Genomic DNA, 16536 nt, shown 5'->3' with positions numbered 1-16536 from the left:
GCGCAGCCACTCATTCGAGAAAAATCCCATGTCCCGTATTCAATCCACGTTTGCGGCGTTAGCCGCCCAGGGCAAGAAAGGTCTGATTCCGTTCATGACGGCGGGCGACCCCGATCCGGCGCGCACTGTCGAGTTCATGCACGCGCTCGCGAAGGGCGGCGCCGATGTCATCGAACTCGGCGTGCCGTTCTCCGACCCGATGGCGGACGGGCCCGTCATTCAGCAGTCGTCGGAGCGGGCGCTGGCGAAGGGCGTGTCGCTGAAACACGTGCTCGCCGACGTCAGGCGTTTCCGCGAGACGAACGACACGACGCCCGTGGTCCTGATGGGCTACGCGAATCCCATCGAGCGCATGGGCGCTGACGCGTTTGCGGCGGCCGCGAAGGAGGCAGGCGTCGATGGCGTGCTGGTCGTCGACTACCCGCCCGAAGAGTCGGCTAACTTCGCCGAAAAGATGAAGGCCGTAGGGATCGATCCGATCTTCCTGCTAGCGCCCACGTCGACCGACGAGCGTATCGCCGAGGTTGGTAAAATCGCGTCCGGTTACGTCTACTATGTGTCGCTCAAGGGTGTGACGGGCGCTGCAAATCTGGACGTTTTGAGCATCGCGGGTAAAATCCCGGCCATCAAGTCGCGCGTACCGCTGCCGGTAGGCGTCGGTTTCGGCATTCGCGACGCGCAATCCGCGCGCGCGGTGGCCGAGGTCTCCGATGCCGTCGTGATCGGCAGCCGTATCGTGCAACTGCTCGAAGAAGCGGCGCCGGAGGCCGCTTCGGGCAAGTTGACGGAATTCGTTGCCGGAATCCGTCAGGCGCTCGACAGCATTGGCGCGACTGCCCGATAAACAACAATTTTTGGCGCGGTTAGCATGGCGGCGCAGTGACTGCTGCGCCGTTTTTGCGTACCGCGAATCCTGGAAGGAATCGTCATGAGCTGGCTCGACAAACTGTTGCCGCCGAAAATCAAGCAAACCGATCCGAAGAACCGCAAGGGCATTCCGGAAGGGCTGTGGATCAAATGCCCGTCGTGCGAAGCGGTGCTGTACCGCAACGACGTCGAGGCCAATTTGCACGTCTGTCCGAAGTGCGACCACCATATGCGCATCGGCGCGCGCGAACGGCTCGACGGCTTGCTCGATCCGGAAGGCCGCTATGAGATTGGCCAGGAAATCCTCCCGGTCGACGCGCTCAAGTTCAAGGACAGTCGCAAATATCCTGATCGCCTGAAAGAGGCGATGGACGAAACGGACGAAACCGACGCAATGGTCGTGATGGGCGGCGCGATTCACACGCTGCCCGTCGTGGTTGCGTGCTTCGAATTTGCGTTCATGGGCGGCTCGATGGGCTCAGTGGTCGGCGAGCGCTTCGCCCGCGGCGCGCAGAACGCCCTCGAGCAGCACGTGCCGTTCATCTGCTTCACCGCCTCGGGCGGCGCGCGGATGCAGGAAAGCCTGCTGTCGCTGATGCAGATGGCCAAGACCACCGCGATGCTGACCAAGCTCGCCGAAGCCAAGTTGCCGTTCATCTCCGTGCTGACCGATCCGACGATGGGCGGCGTGTCGGCCAGCTTCGCGTTCCTGGGCGACGTCGTGATCGCCGAGCCGAAGGCGCTGATTGGCTTTGCCGGCCCGCGCGTGATCGAGCAGACCGTGCGCGAAAAGCTGCCGGAAGGCTTCCAGCGCGCCGAATTCCTGCTGCAAAAGGGCGCGATCGACATGATCGTCGACCGCCGCAAGCTGCGCGAAGAGCTCGCGAAGCTGATGGCGTTGCTGACCCGCCAGCCGGCCGACGCTGTCGCCTGAAATCGCTGACGCGCCGTGACAATGCACACGGCAAACAAGAAAAGCCAACGCGCCGCAAGAGGGATTCAAGCGGCGCGTTGTCATTTCCAGGATAATTCCGGTCCGCACTGCTAGTTTTTCTGATGACCACTTTCCCCACTCTCGACGCGTGGCTCACGCACCTGGAATCGGCTCACCCGGTTGGTATCGATATGGGCCTCGCGCGTATCAGCAAGGTGCGCGACGCGCTGGAACTCTCGTTCGCGTGCCCCGTGATTACCGTCGGCGGAACGAACGGCAAGGGCTCCACCTGCGCGATCCTCGAAACGATCCTGCTGCGTGCGGGCTACGCCGTGGGCTGTCACACATCGCCGCACCTTTTGACGTTCAATGAGCGCGCCCGGATCAACGGCGAGATGGCAACGGATGCCGAACTGCTGCCGCATTTCGAGGCGGTCGAGAAAGCACGGCTGTCGCTGGCTGAGCCCGTTTCGCTGACCTATTTCGAATTCACGACGCTCGCGATCATGCATTTGTTCGCGGCGCGCGGGCTGGACGCCGTCATCTTCGAAGTCGGTCTGGGCGGGCGTCTCGACGCCGTGAACATCCTCGATACCGATTGCGCGATCATCACCAGCATCGACATCGATCACACCGAGTACCTGGGCTATACGCGCGAGAAAATCGCTTTCGAAAAGGCGGGCATTTTCCGCGCAGGCAAGCCGGCAATCTGCGCCGATCCGGTCCCGCCGCAAACGCTGATCGACCGCGCCGCCGAAATTGGGGCCGATTTGTGGCTTTTTGGCCGCGATTTCCGCTACGAAGCCCAGCCGGGCAACGAGCGCCAGCAATGGAGCTACATCGGCCCGACGATGCGCCGTTCGGCGCTGGCCTATCCAGCGTTGCGCGGCGCGAATCAGCTGATCAATACGACAGCCGCGCTGGCGGGGCTCGAAGCGCTGCGCGACCGTCTGCCCGTCTCCGCGCAAGACATCCGGCTCGGGCTTGCCAATGTGGAACTGCCGGGCCGCTTTCAGGTGCTGCCAGGCAAGCCGTCGATCGTGCTGGACGTTGGCCACAATCCGCACGCTGCCGCCGTTCTGGCGCAGAATCTTGGCAACATGGGCTATTTTCCCTACACGTACGCGGTATTTGGGTCCATGCGCGACAAGGACATCACAGGCGTGCTGAGCCACCTGAAAAACGAAATCGACCATTGGTGCATCACCGATCTGCCCACGCCGCGCGCGGCCAGCGCCGAAGAACTGGAAGCAGCGCTGCGCGACTCGGGGGTGACGGACGGGCCGGACAGCAGCGTGACGCGTTTTGCCACTCCGGCAGAAGCTTTCCGGGACGCGCTAAAACGCGCCTCCGACAATGATAGAATTGTGGTTTTCGGCAGTTTCTATACGGTTGCAGGCGTGATGGCGTACCGTAAATCGCAGCAACACTGAACGCGCGGGCCTCGAACCAAGCCATTCATGGGTATTTTCTCGTTCGGCAAGAAAGACGACGCACCTACGCGGCGCGGCGCAAATTCCAGTTCCAGTCGGGGTAGCCGTACCGAGCGCGCGGAACGCGCGGAGCGGGTCGAACGGCGCAGCCGCCGAACGGAGCGTTCCGGCGACGCCGACGCCATGCTGCTCGATCCCACACTTCCGGAAAAGCAGCGCGCGCGCCGCCGCCTCGTCGGGGCGATTGCGCTAGTGATCGCGGCCGTCGTGATCCTGCCGATGGTACTGGATTCACACCCGAAGCCCGTCATCGACGACATTTCCATCGATATTCCCAATCATCCCGCGTCAAAGCCGCGCGCAGTCGCCGACGACGCCGACACGCAAGCGGGCGTCGCACCCGACAATCCCGCCGCGCCGGAAGCGGCGCTGGTCGCCTCGGGACTTGCGCCTGCTGCATCGGGCACGTCGGCGACGGGCGCCGTCGCGTCCGGCGGCAACAGCAAGAACGCGCCGATCGCGATGACGCCGGCGAAGCCGCCCGCGCCCGCTGCCGTCGCGAACAATGCGCCGGCTCCGGCGGAAAGCCCGGCAGTTCGGCCGGCCGCGAAGCCGCAAGCAGCGTCGGCCCCCAGGCTGGCAGCAAAACCGGAACAGAAACCCGCGCAGGCAGCGCAATCGGCAGCCGCATCCGGGACCGAAACGGGCACGCCCGCGGCGCCCCCCGGCAACCGCTTTGCGGTCCAGTTGGGCTCATTCCAGGACGACAGCAGCGCGCACGCGTGGGAAACAAAGTTGAAAGCGGCGGGCGTGCCCGCATATACGGAACGCCGCAAGCAGGCTGACGGCACTACGCGTACCCTGTTGCGTGCCGGTCCGTTTGCGGATCGCGCGGCGGCGTCGTCGGCGATCGCGAAGGTGCGCGAAGCCGGCTTGACGTCGGGTGCGAACAACGGCTCGGCGCAGTAGTCCGGCGATGTTCACCGCGTTCGACTACGCTGTAATGGCGGTGATCGGGCTGTCGGCGCTGCGCGGCACGTGGCGCGGCTTTTTGTCCGAGGTGTTCGGGCTGATCGGCTGGATCGTCGCCTTTCTGGTGGCGGCGCGCTTCGTGAGTCTGCTGGTGCCGTTCATTCCGGCGAACTGGCCGGGCGGCGCGCTGACACAGTGGTTGATCGCATTCGGACTGATTGTGATCGGCGTGATGCTCGTGGCGAGCGTGGCGAATGCGCTGCTGAGCCGGCTGGTGCAGGTGTCCGGCCTGGGCGGTGTGGACCGCTCGCTTGGACTGATGTTCGGCCTCGTGCGCGGGGTCATACTGGTGCTGATTCTGGTCGCCCTCGCTGGCTTGACCGAATTGCCCAAACAGGAATTCTGGCGCAACGCGCTGCTGCGGCCCTACGCCGAGCAGGGCGTGCGAGAGTTGAAGCCTCTGCTTCCCGAAACGCTCGCCGCCTACGTCCACGTGTAACGAACGCGTTGCGCGCAAAGGGCGAAGGCGAAGACATGGCGGGCCGATGGGAAGCAAGCAGGACGACGGCGCGCGCGGCTGCTTCTCACGCACCCGCAGGCAAGCGCCACTGAGCGAATTTCGTACCCTTTGAAGGACATGCCATGTGCGGCATCGTAGGCGTAGTTTCCCAGTCTCCCGTCAATCAGCTGATCTATGACAGCCTGCTGCTGCTGCAGCACCGCGGTCAGGACGCCGCTGGCATTGCCACGGCGAACGGCAGCACTTTCCACATGCACAAGGCCAACGGCATGGTGCGCGACGTGTTCCGCACGCGCAACATGCGCAGCCTGCCGGGCACGAGCGGCATCGGCCAGGTGCGTTACCCGACGGCGGGCTCCGCGTCGAGCGAAGAAGAAGCCCAGCCGTTCTACGTGAACGCGCCGTTCGGCATCATCCTCGCGCACAACGGCAACCTGACGAACTGGCAGCAGCTGAAAGACGAGATGTTCCGCGTCGATCGCCGCCACATCAACACGAATTCCGACACCGAAGTCATGCTGAACGTGCTCGCGCACGAGTTGCAGACAGCGAGCTCCGGCCTGCAACTCGATCCCGCTGCGCTGTTCAAGGCGGTGTCGGGCGTGCACCGCCGCGTGCGCGGCTCGTACGCGATCGTCTCGCTGATTTCCGGCTACGGTCTGCTCGGCTTCCGCGACCCGTTTGGCATCCGCCCGCTGTGTATCGGCAAGCTGGAAACGGCGTCGGGCACGGAATGGATGCTGGCGTCGGAATCGGTGGCGCTGGAAGGCATCGGCTTTGAGTTCGTGCGCGATGTGGCACCGGGCGAGGCGATCTTCATCGACTTCGACGGCAACTTCCATTCGCAGCAATGCGCGACGAACGCCAGCCTGAATCCCTGCATTTTCGAGCTCGTGTATCTCGCACGTCCCGATTCCGTGCTCGATGGCGTGCCCGTCTATAACGCGCGTCTGCGCATGGGCGACTATCTCGCCGAGAAGATCCTGCGCGAACTGCCGCAAGACGTGAAGATCGACGTCGTGATGCCGATTCCCGATTCGTCCCGCCCCGCGGCCATGCAGGTCGCGGCGAAGCTCGGCGTCGAGTATCGCGAAGGCTTTTTCAAGAACCGCTACGTGGGCCGCACCTTCATCATGCCGGGCCAGGCGGTGCGCAAGAAGTCGGTGCGCCAGAAGCTGAACGCGATGGGCATCGAATTCAAGGGCAAGAACGTGCTGATCGTCGACGATTCCATCGTGCGCGGCACAACGTCGCACGAGATCGTGCAGATGGCGCGCGATGCGGGCGCGAACAAGGTGATCTTCGCGTCGGCGGCGCCGCCCGTGAAGTTCCCGAACGTGTACGGCATCGACATGCCCACGCGCAGCGAACTCGTCGCGCATGGCCGCTCGGACGAAGAAGTGGCGCGTCTGATCGGCGCCGATTTCCTCGTCTACCAGGACGTCGATGCGCTGAAGAACGCGGTGCGCGACATCAACCCGGCGCTGAAGGAGTTCGAGTCATCGTGCTTCGACGGCAACTACATCACCGGCGACGTGACGACGGAATACCTCGACCGCATCGAATCGGCCCGTCTCGCGCCGTCCGCGCAATCGGACCGCGACGCGGCGAGCGATGCGATCGACGGCGGTGCCGCGCGTTCGCAGCTGCATTTGCAGCTGTCGGTGGAGTAATGCCGAAACGCTGCGCGAGAGGCGTGTTCCAGCAATCTCTCGCGCGGCGCTGCAAGCCATAACACGCAGCGCGGTGTTACCATCGGGTCTTGCGTCGATTTGATCTCAGCTTGCGGACGCGGGGCAACCCGAAACAGCTAAAGCGAACGGCGGACCGAGCAGTATCGCCAGCGCCGCTCATAGCATCCCGCACATGAAGCCCGCACATGAAGCCCGCTTATGCCGACGCAAAGCGGGCTTTTTTGTTGTTGCTTTCGCACGCGCAGCCATGCGCACGCGGCATCGAAAAACGGAACAGAGCGAACATGGACGACTCCCTCAACTTCGACACTCTCGCGGTCCGCTCGGGCACCTTGCGCAGCGATTTCGGCGAACATTCCGAAGCGCTCTTTCTGACGTCGAGCTTTGTCTTTGCGAATGCTGCGGAAGCCGCCGAGCGCTTTAAGAAATCCGAAGACTATTACACGTACTCGCGTTTTACGAATCCGACGGTGACGATGTTCCAGGACCGGCTGGCGGCGCTCGAAGGCGGCGAGGCGTGCATGGCGACGGCGTCGGGGATGAGCGCGATCATGTCGGTGGTGATGTCGGCGTTGCAGGCGGGCGATCATCTCGTCAGCTCGCAGAGCCTGTTCGGTTCGACGCTTGGCATGTTCTCGCAAATTTTCAGCAAGTTCGGCATCACGACCACGTTCGTCGATCCGACGGATCTCGACGCGTGGAACAACGCGGTGCGTCCCGAAACGAAGATGTTTTTCCTCGAAACGCCGTCGAATCCGCTGACCGAAATCGCCGATATCGAAGCGATCGGCAAGATTGCGAAAGCGGCGAACGCGCTGTTCGTGGTCGACAACTGTTTTTGCAGCCCCGCGCTGCAGCAGCCGCTGAAGCTGGGCGCGGACGTGGTGATGCACTCCGCAACGAAATTTCTCGACGGTCAGGGCCGCGTGCTCGGCGGCGCGCTGGTCGGCTCGAAGCAGTTCATCATGGAAAAGGTGTTCCCGTTCGTGCGCAGCGCGGGGCCGACCCTGTCGGCGTTCAATGCGTGGATTCTGCTCAAGGGCATGGAGACACTGTCGCTGCGCGTCGAGCGCCAGTCGGCGAACGCGCTCGAAATCGCGCGCTGGCTCGACCAGCATCCCGCCGTGAAGCGCGTTTTCTATCCGGGGCTCGAATCGCATCCGCAGTACGAGATCGCGAAGCGTCAGCAGAAGGCGGGCGGCGCGATCGTGTCGTTCGAGCTGAAGGGCGACACGCCCGAGCAGATGCGCGCGAACGCATGGCGTGTGATCGATAGCACGAAAATCTGTTCGATCACCGGCAATCTCGGCGATACGCGCACGACGATCACGCATCCCGCCACCACGACGCATGGGCGCATCACGCCGGAAGCGCGCGCGGCGGCGGGCATCACGGAAGGGCTGATCCGCCTGGCCCTGGGTCTGGAAAATGCCGCCGATATCCGCGACGATCTCGCGCGCGGCCTCACGGGCTGACGACGTGATACGAACTGGGTGCTGCGACGCGCCCGGTCGTCAAGAAGCGAAACTCAATGCAGCAGAGCGCGCCATTGACCCGGCGCCATGCCGAACCTGCGCGTGAACGCGTGCGTGTATGCGCTCTGGTCGCCGAACCCGACCGTGAGCGCGATATCCGTTAGCGAGCGGTACGGGTCGGACAGCAGCGTGATTGACGTGTCGAGCCGCAGACGCTGCAAATAGCGATGCGGCGTCTCGCCGAATGCGTCGATGAAAAGCTGGTGAAAGCGCCGCATGCCGAAGCCGCAATGCGCCGCGAGGTCCGCGATGCGCAGCGGTTCCGAAAGATGCGCGCGCAGCCAGCCGTCGATGCGCGCGAAGTCGAGGCCCGCAGCGGGCATAGCATCGGCTGTGCCTGTGTCTTCGACGATCGCCGCGCAAAGACGCGCGGCCGCATCCCAATTGAAGCGCCGCCACGCAGCACCGCCGTCGATGTGTCGTGTTGCGCGACCCGCGATGTGCGAAACCAGTTGCGTGAGCGTCGAGTCGATCGACACGGCGCGCGCGCGGTCGAACAGACGCTGCGGCACCGCCACGGACGAAGCGGGCAGATCGAGCACGAGCTGCCGGTTTTCTCCGACGCCTGCGTAATCGTGCCGCGCACCCGCCGGAATCAGCCACGCGGACGTGCGGTCGATTTCTTGCGCGACGCCGTTCACGGCCATCACCATCGCACCGTCCACACCGAGCACGATCTGATGAAAGTCGTGCACGTCAGACGCTTCCACTGCGCCATAGCGGCGCAGGGAGACGTGAGGCGCGTCGATGACGGCGTTGGTCATACGAAGATCAGCGCAGAAACGCTCAGACTTCGAGCAATTCCACTTCGAACACGAGTGTCGCGTTCGGCGGAATCACGCCGCCCGCGCCGCGCACGCCGTAGCCGAGTTGCGGCGGAATGGTCAGCTTGCGCACGCCGCCAACCTTCATGCCCTGCACGCCTTCGTCCCAGCCCTTGATGACCATGCCGCCGCCCAGCACGAAGGCGAACGGGTCGTTGCGGTCCTTGCTCGAATCGAACTTCTGGCCGTCGGTGAGCCAGCCGGTGTAGTGCACGCTGACGGTCTGGCCAGCCTTGGCTTCGGCGCCCGTGCCTTCCTTCAGGTCTTCGTACTTGAGGCCCGATTCGGTGGTGACAGTAGTCATGCGATGCTCCTTGTAATCGTTCGAAACCGCTATTGTAGGCGTGTTGTCGCAGGGTCGCGAAGATCGGCCGAACGGCCATGCCTATAATGTCCAGACCGCAACCAACGATGAACCGCCAACGAGGATGTCGATCGTGACCACGTCTACTCCGTCTTTTTCGGGCAGCCACGAGGAGACGCCCGCCGTCGCCGGGCGCACCGCGCAACGCTGCGCCGAAACCGCGCTGTTCATGCGCGATCACGTGCTGTCGCTCGTGTCGCACGACCTGCGCAGCCCGCTCAACGCGATTCACAGCTGGGCCTACGTGCTCGACCGCAAGGTCGATGCAAACGACGCCACGGCGCAGCGCGCACTGGAAGGCATCCGCAACGGCGTCGACCAGCAGGTGAAGCTGCTCGAATCGATCGTCGATACGACGCGCGCCGAAACCAGGGCACTGGCCTTGAAGCGCGCGCCGTTCGCATTGCGCGCACTGCTCGACGAAACGGTGCGCGACGTGCGAGGCGGACTGGCCGACCAGCGCGGCGTGGCCATCGAACTCGCATCGCCGCTGACCGATCAACAGATGGACGGCGACCGCGAGCGTCTTGCCGCGGCGTTGTGGCTGCTCGTGGCGTTCGCGGTCGAAGCGAGCGCGAGCGGCGCGACGGTCACGCTCGAAGGCGACGTCGATGCGTCGAAGTTCTGCGCGACCGTCACGTGGCAGCCGTCGCTCGCCGCGCTGACCGACCCGGCGCTGCCGCACGTGCTCGAAAACTTTGCACGCCAGCAAGCCACGCACCCGCGCGAGGCGGGCCGCATTGCGTGGGTGCTCGGGCTATGCAAGCGCGTCGCCGAAGCGCATGAAGGCGCATTCGAGCAAGGCCAATGGTCGGACGGCCAGCCGACCGCGCTCAAGCTGCGCGTGCCGCTCGCGGGCGCTTAAAGAGGCACGTACGGCAGGCGCTCAAAGCAGGCATGCAACGGCATACCCGCTGAATCCCTGGCCGGATGGCTATCCCGCAGGCACCGCACACTTTCAGGCGCCTTTCACGCTCTATACTGACGGCTTTTGTTGCCGGAGTCCTTCGCTTTGATCCAGTTCGTCGCCCTCATTGGCGCGTTGTTGCTCGTTGCCCTCAACGGTTTCTTTGTTGCCGCCGAGTTCGGTCTCGTCAAGCTGCGGCAGACGCGCGTTCGGACGCTCGCGGAGAAGCACGGCATGCGCGGCAAGCTGCTCGCAAAAGTGCACGGCAGGCTGGACGCGTATCTGTCGGCGTGCCAGCTGGGCATCACGCTCGCTTCGCTGGGATTGGGCTGGATCGGCGAGCCTGCCTTCGCTGAACTGCTGAACCCCGTGTTCCATCTGCTCGGCGTCGAGAGCGAGCAGCTGATACACGGCATCTCGCTGTTTTTCGCGTTCTCGTGCATTTCGTTCCTGCATATCGTCGTCGGCGAGCTGGCGCCGAAGTCGCTCGCAATCCGGCAGTCCGAGCAGGTTGCGCTGTGGATCGCGATGCCGCTGTACGGTTTCTACTGGGCGATGTATCCCGCCATCTGGCTGCTCAACACGAGCGCGAATGCGGTGCTGCGCATCGCGGGGCTCGATGCCGGCCACGGCGGCGACACGCATTATTCGACGGACGAACTGAAGCTGATTTTGCGCGGCCGCCGCGCGAGCGTGACGAGCGAGCTCGACGGTCCGAAGGACGCCTACTCGCAGGACGAATGGAACACGATCGCGCATTCGCTCGACTTCTCACGCATGACGGTGTCCGATCTGATGCGGCCGGCGCATGAACTCGTGAGCCTGCGCCGCGATCTGCCGTGGCGCGACAACATGCAGATCGTCGCGCGTCACCGTTTCAGCCGCTATCCGCTGCTCGAAGACGCGACGGGCGAGCGCGTCGCGGGCACGATCCATTTGAAGGATCTGTTGCTTGCGCGTCATGCGGGCAGCACGCTCGACGACCTGTCGCATTACGTGCGCCCCGTGCAGTACGTGAAGCCCGAGATGCCCGCGCTCGAACTGTTCCGGCGCTTTCGCAAAGGTGCGCCGCATCTCGCGCTGGTGGGCCGCAAGAACGCGAAGCCGATCGGCTTTCTGACGCTGGACAACCTGTTGGGCGCGCTGGTCGGCCAGATTCACGACGAGTTCCGCCAGGGCGACGCCGACTGGACGCGCATGGACGACGGCACGCTGATGGGCAAGGGCAGTTTGCCCGTGGTGTCGCTGGAGCGTGCGCTCGGCATCGACATCGACGAAGGCAGCGCCGAATCCGTCGGCGGTCTCGTGATCAATGCGCTCGGCGATTTGCCGGAGGAAGGGCAGCGCGTCGATTTCGACCGTTTCGATGTCGTCGTGAAGCGCATGAAGGGACCGCGCATCGTGCTCGTGCGCGTGTATCCGAAAATCTACGACGACGAAGGCGGTTGAGCGTCACACGCGCGGCACGCCATCCTCGACCAGCACGGCCACGGGCATCGCCGTCAGCGCATCGCGCAGATACAGCAGCCCGGTATCTTCGACCTTCGGCGCAGCCGGGCTCAGGCAATCGAACAACGCGCGCCCGAACAGCTCTTCGGGCATCTGCACGGCCGTGTCGTCCCACGCGATGGGGTCGACGAGCGGCAGATCGCTGCCGGCATCGAACAGCGCCATCGAAAGCCGCGTTGCGATCAGCACGGCCCAGCAATTGCCTTGTCGCCGCGCGAACGCGATCGCGCGGTCCGCGTGCTTGCCTTGGACCGTCAGCGGCAAATAGCTGCCCTTGCTCAACAGCTCCGGCATGCGCATGCGTAACGCGAGCATGCGTTGAATGATGGCGAGCTTCACGCGGCCATCGCGCCAGTCAGACAGGTATTCGGACGGCGGCGCTTCGGCGAGCAGCGCCGCGCGCTGCGCGAAATCGACGGGCCGGCGGTTGTCGGGATCGACGAGACTGAAATCCCATAGCTCCGTGCCCTGATACAGATCGGGCACGCCGGGCGACGCGAGACGCAGCACCGCCTGCTGCAGGCTGTTCACGACGCCCGCTCTTGCGATGCGCGCAACGAAGTCGCTGAGTTCGCTCAGGAAACCTTCGCGACGCTGCGGCGCGAGTATGTCGAACAGAAAATCGCGGCAGGCGTTTTCGAAGGCTTCATCGGGCGCGAGCCATGTGGTGCGCAGTTTCGCTTCGCGCAGCGCTTTCAGCTGCCATTGCGCGACGCGTTCGGCGAGCGCCTTGATACCTGCTTCATCGTCGGGCGAAAGACCGGGCGGCCAGCAGCCCACCAGCGTTTGATACAGCATCGCCTCGGCGGCCGGACCGGGCGCCCAGTCGTCGGCGTTGCCATCGAGCACGCGCCGGTGCGGCGTGTTCAACGTGGTCCAGGCGCGCAGCGTCGTGATCCAGTCGTCGGCGATTTCGCTGAGCACGGCCAGCCGCGCGCGCGTATCTTCGCCGCGTTTGTGATCGTGCGTCGCGGTTGCGAGCATGGCGTGAGGAAAACGCCGCGCGCGTTCCTGGTTGCCCGCGTGGAACTGCTCGACCGACAGCGCGAATTCACCCGGGTCCGCGCCCACTTCGCAGCGCGACAGCAGACGCCCGTAGCGATAGCACGCGGTATCTTCAATGGCCTTCGCGGCGACGGGCGCCGTCAACTGCGAGAACAGCGTCTGCACCGTGCGGCGCGCCGACGCCGTGTGATTGAACGCAGCCGCGTTGCCGTTCTGCTGTTGCGGCGACGGATAGGCCGCGCCGCGTCCGCTGCCGTTCTCGTCGTCGCCGCTGCCGAGCCACGCGTCGACGCGTGCGAGCGTGCCATGATCGGCGCGCGACAGCGTTTGCTTTGCCGCGTCGAGCGCAACCTGGAAGTACGCGTTGTCGGCGGCGCTGCGCAAGCCGTTTTGCGGATAGATGCGGTAGACGGGAAAGTGCGCGGCGAGCTCGTTGGTCACGCGGCGGATGGCTGTGTACGTGACATCGCGCGTGGTGATGCTGTCGCGCGCAAGCCGATGCAGCGCGCGCGACGCGCGGTCCAGTTCGGCGGAGAGATTTTCCGCAAGTATCTTGCGGCGCGCGGGCAGCGCTTCGTCGGCGAAATTCGCGGGGCGGCCGCTCAGCGCCGCCCACGCTGCCGCGAGCGGCGCGGCGCCGGCGGGATCATGCAGCAGGGCGCCTGTGTCGTTCATGAAGTCGTAGCCCGTCGTGCCGTCGACGGGCCAGTCGTCGCGCAGCGTCTCGCCGCGTGCGAGTATCTTCTCGACGACGATATACGGCGTCGCGCCGTCGCGCAGTTCCGACAGCCGCTGGCGCAGCCGCTGCGTGTACTCGCGCGGCTCGGCGAGCCCGTCGATATGATCGATGCGCACGCCGTCGATCACGCCTTCCGCATACAGCCGGAAAATCAGCGCGTGCACGGCTTCGAACACCTCGGGCCGCTCGACGCGCACGGCTGCGAGCGTGCTGATATCGAAGAAGCGCCGCCAGTTCACTTCGTCGGAAGCGGTGCGCCACCATGCCAGCCGGAAGTGCTGCCGCTCGATCAGCCGGTGCAGGCGGTCGCGCGTGACGGGTTCGTTCGGCGAATACGCTTCGAGCACGAACTCGATCGCCGATGCGCCGTTCTGCCGCACGAACTCGCTCAACGCTTCGCGGCCTTCGTTGGCGCGCGGCTGATCGGCGGGCTGCGTCGTGACGGACGTGAAGCGCTCGGCAAGCGCGGCGAGATCCGCGCGATCCGCCGATTGCAGGATCGCCGCGTAATCGATCGGGCACACGGGGCATTCGTGCTCGCCATAGACGATGTTGAAGCGCCCGCGGGCGGCATCGAAGCGCAGCACGATGCGCCCAGCGATCAACTCCTCGCCGTAGGCCGCGCCCAGCACGGGCATCAGCACCTTGCCGCGCAGCGCCGGATCGGGCGAATGCCAGTCGACGTCGAAGTAGCGCGCATGCGCGCTATGCCGTCCCCATTCGAGGATGTCCTGCCACCACGCGTTGTGACGGCTCATGCCCATGTGATTCGGCACGACGTCGACGACGAGGCCCATGCCGAGTTCGTGCAGCTTGTCGGTCAGACGGCGCAGACCCTGTTCGCCGCCGCATTCGGCGCTCACCTGGCCGTAGTCGACCGTGTCGTAACCGTGCGTGGAGCCGGGCGTGGCCGTTGTAACCGGCGACGCGTACAGATGGCTCACGCCGAGCGCGGCGAAGTAATCGACGTGCGCGAGCGCGTCGTCGAACGTGAAGTCGCGATGGAACTGGAGTCGGAGCGTGGCGCGCGGAACAGTCATGGTGTGTCGGACAACGAAGAAGCGGAGGTTGAGTCGGTGCGCGCCTGCCCGACTGCGAGCAGGCGGTCGCAAAACGTATCGTCGGCGAACAGCGCGTCGACGGGCTGGATCACGCGCCGGCGCCAGTTCGGATGCTCGTCGATCGAACCGGGCAGGTTCGGCTGATCCGCCAGGGCGAGCAGGTCTTCGAGCGGATAGGTGACGAGCGGCGACGGCGTCGCGGCGACGAACGCGAGCGCTTCGTCGACGGGCGCTTCGGCGGGCGGCGGCGCGGCGACATCGGGCGGGGCGATGCCCGCCTGCTGGAACGCCTGCCAGAGCGCGGCGCGGTCGTCGGCACGCTCGGCCTGCGCCAGCGCAACAGGGTCGCGCCCGTCTGCGCGAGCGGCAGTCTGCCCGACGCGATTGCGCCACACGATGTCCTCGCCGCGCCACCAGCCCGTGACGGTCGGCAGATCGTGCGTGGTCGTCGTCGCGACGGTTTCGCGATCCCATTCGGCGGGCGCCATGAAGCCCTTGCCGTCCTTCGTGCGCTCGAACCACAGTACGCGGATGCCCGACAGCCCATGCTCGCTGAGCCGCTCGCGGAAGCCCGGCGGCACGGTGCCGAGGTCCTCGCCGATCACGATCGCGCGATGCCGCCACGATTCGAGCGCGATCAGCCGCAGCATGTCCTCGAGTGGATAGCGCAGGTACGCGCCGTTCTTCGCGGGCTCGCCTTCGGGCACGAGCCACAGACGGCGCAGGCCGAGAATGTGATCGATGCGGATGCCGCCCGCGAACGCGAACGCGCTGCGCAGCATGTCGATGAACGCCGAGAAGCCTTGATTGCGCATCGCGCGCGGCGAGAAAGTGGTGAGTCCCCACGCCTGACCCGCCTGGTTGAACAGATCGGGCGGCGCGCCGACGGACACGCCTTGCAGCATGTCGTCGCGATACGACCACGCGTGGCTGCCCCCGCTGTCGCAACCGACGGCGAGATCCGCGATCAGGCCGACGGCCATGCCTGCGTCGCGCGCCGCGTGCTGCGCGTGCGACAGCCCTTTGGCGGCGAGCCACTGCAGGAACAGATGGAACTCGACTTCATGCCGATGCTCGTTGGCGAACGCTTCCACTTCGGCGCTGCGCGAGTCTTGCAGCGGCTGTGGCCATTTGCGCCAGTAGCCTTCGCCGTCGTGCAGCAGCTGATACGCGTGCAACGCCTCGAAGCGCGCATGGTCTTCGAGCGCACGGCCGCCGCGCTCGCAAAAGCCGTGAAATTCCAGCGCGCGCGGCGAATCCTGCGCGCGGTCGTTGGCGCAGAAGCGCTCGAACAGCACGCGCAGCACCTTGAGCTTGAGCGGCGTCGCCGTGTGCCAGTCGATCAGCGGCAGCGTTTCGAGCTTCGCCCAGGTTTCGGTGCCGCCCGCCGCATCGAGCGCGGCTTGCATGGCCTGCGCGCCGAACACGGCGGCGGGATCGATGTGCGTGACGTTCAGCCACAAACGCGACGATGGCGAATATGGACTGAACGACTGCGGGAGTGCGCTGAACATCGCGTGCGTCGGGCTGACGGCGAGTGCGTGCGCGCCGCGCTTTGCGCTTTCGATGGCGAGCGTGGCGAGCGCCGTGTAATCGCCGATGCCGCCGTCGCCGATGCGCCGCAAGCCATAGATCTGCGCGGCGATGCCCCACAGCGGCGGCGGCTTCGCGTCATCCGCGTGCAGCGCGCGCCACGCGTCGGCGACGGTGTAGCACTGCGCGGGCGCGACGGCCAGCGTCATCCGGTGATCGTTGAGCACGAGCGTGTGATAGCCGGGTTCGTCGATGGGCGAGAGCAGCGCGGCTTCGCCTTTGGGCGCGGTGAAGCGCCCGTCGATCAGCGAGCCGCTTTCCAGTTCGATCCGGTAATGGCTGCCCGACTTGACCGACGCAGCAGGCAGCGCGATGCCGCGCCCGCACTCGACCGTCATCAGCGGCGGCAGCTTGCGGCCGGACAATTCGGCTTCGAGCGCGGCCGCGCTCTGGCGAATCTGCGTGGCATTGCCGCACGGCAGACCCATGCGGTCGAGCAGCGCGGCGAGCGTGCTGTCGGGCACGCGCTTGCGGTTGTGATGCGCGTCTTCCCATTCGACTTCGAAGCCTGCGCGCGCGGCGAGGGCGTCGAGGGTAATGCCGGGGCGTCGGGTCGTGGCCAAGCGTGTCACTCCTGTC

13 protein-coding genes are annotated in these 16536 nt (G+C 65.4%); 9 read left to right on the top strand and 4 right to left on the bottom strand.

Annotated features, from left to right (window positions below; all coding sequences use genetic code 11):
* The first annotated feature begins 28 nt into the window (after positions 1-28).
* The 7 genes from trpA (at position 29) to H3V53_RS25065 (ending at position 7895) form a co-directional block, all read left to right on the top strand.
* Positions 29-844 (top strand): tryptophan synthase subunit alpha, encoded by an 816-nt coding sequence (trpA, locus tag H3V53_RS25095; RefSeq protein ID WP_336600263.1) that lies wholly within the window; start codon positions 29-31, stop codon positions 842-844.
* A gap of 84 nt (positions 845-928) precedes the next feature.
* Positions 929-1801 carry an acetyl-CoA carboxylase, carboxyltransferase subunit beta gene (gene accD, locus H3V53_RS25090; protein ID WP_054923560.1) on the top strand — a complete coding sequence of 291 codons (873 nt, stop codon included), beginning with the start codon at positions 929-931 and terminating at the stop codon, positions 1799-1801.
* A gap of 122 nt (positions 1802-1923) precedes the next feature.
* On the top strand, positions 1924-3234 hold the full coding sequence (gene folC, locus H3V53_RS25085) for a bifunctional tetrahydrofolate synthase/dihydrofolate synthase (protein WP_336600262.1): 1311 nt from the start codon (positions 1924-1926) through the stop codon (positions 3232-3234).
* A 27-nt stretch (positions 3235-3261) separates the two neighbouring features.
* Positions 3262-4203, top strand: a complete 942-nt coding sequence (locus H3V53_RS25080) for an SPOR domain-containing protein (RefSeq protein WP_336600261.1) — start codon at positions 3262-3264, stop codon at positions 4201-4203.
* A 7-nt stretch (positions 4204-4210) separates the two neighbouring features.
* On the top strand, positions 4211-4705 hold the full coding sequence (locus tag H3V53_RS25075) for a CvpA family protein (RefSeq protein ID WP_336600260.1): 495 nt from the start codon (positions 4211-4213) through the stop codon (positions 4703-4705).
* A 143-nt stretch (positions 4706-4848) separates the two neighbouring features.
* Positions 4849-6399 (top strand): amidophosphoribosyltransferase, encoded by a 1551-nt coding sequence (purF, locus tag H3V53_RS25070; protein WP_336600259.1) that lies wholly within the window; start codon positions 4849-4851, stop codon positions 6397-6399.
* Between the two features lie 305 nt (positions 6400-6704).
* Positions 6705-7895, top strand: a complete 1191-nt coding sequence (locus H3V53_RS25065) for an O-succinylhomoserine sulfhydrylase (protein ID WP_336600258.1) — start codon at positions 6705-6707, stop codon at positions 7893-7895.
* Positions 7896-7948: 53 nt separating this feature from the next.
* Here the strand turns inward: H3V53_RS25065 and H3V53_RS25060 are convergent, their stop codons facing one another.
* Positions 7949-8719 carry a helix-turn-helix transcriptional regulator gene (locus H3V53_RS25060; RefSeq protein WP_336600257.1) on the bottom strand — a complete coding sequence of 257 codons (771 nt, stop codon included), beginning with the start codon at positions 8717-8719 and terminating at the stop codon, positions 7949-7951.
* 22 nt (positions 8720-8741) lie between these two features.
* Positions 8742-9083, bottom strand: a complete 342-nt coding sequence (locus tag H3V53_RS25055; protein WP_336600256.1) for an FKBP-type peptidyl-prolyl cis-trans isomerase — start codon at positions 9081-9083, stop codon at positions 8742-8744.
* A 124-nt stretch (positions 9084-9207) separates the two neighbouring features.
* On the opposite strand from H3V53_RS25055, the gene H3V53_RS25050 reads away from it, so the two are divergent.
* The gene (locus H3V53_RS25050) at positions 9208-10008 is read left to right on the top strand and encodes a sensor histidine kinase (protein WP_336600255.1); all 801 of its coding nucleotides are present in this window, start codon (positions 9208-9210) and stop codon (positions 10006-10008) included.
* A 147-nt stretch (positions 10009-10155) separates the two neighbouring features.
* Entirely contained in the window at positions 10156-11499 is a 1344-nt protein-coding gene (locus tag H3V53_RS25045; protein ID WP_336600254.1) for a hemolysin family protein, read from the top strand.
* 3 nt (positions 11500-11502) lie between these two features.
* On the opposite strand, the gene treY is transcribed toward H3V53_RS25045, so the two are convergent.
* Both treY and malQ read right to left on the bottom strand, forming a co-directional pair.
* Entirely contained in the window at positions 11503-14343 is a 2841-nt protein-coding gene (gene treY, locus H3V53_RS25040; protein WP_336600253.1) for a malto-oligosyltrehalose synthase, read from the bottom strand.
* The gene (malQ, locus tag H3V53_RS25035; protein WP_336600252.1) at positions 14340-16520 is read right to left on the bottom strand and encodes a 4-alpha-glucanotransferase; all 2181 of its coding nucleotides are present in this window, start codon (positions 16518-16520) and stop codon (positions 14340-14342) included. The genes treY and malQ overlap by 4 nt, the downstream gene beginning before the upstream one ends.
* Between the last annotated feature and the right edge of the window lie 16 nt (positions 16521-16536).

This window comes from Paraburkholderia bengalensis, from assembly GCF_037126505.1.
GTDB classification, from domain to species: domain Bacteria; phylum Pseudomonadota; class Gammaproteobacteria; order Burkholderiales; family Burkholderiaceae; genus Paraburkholderia; species Paraburkholderia bengalensis.
This window is presented reverse-complemented; position numbering and strand designations above follow the sequence as displayed.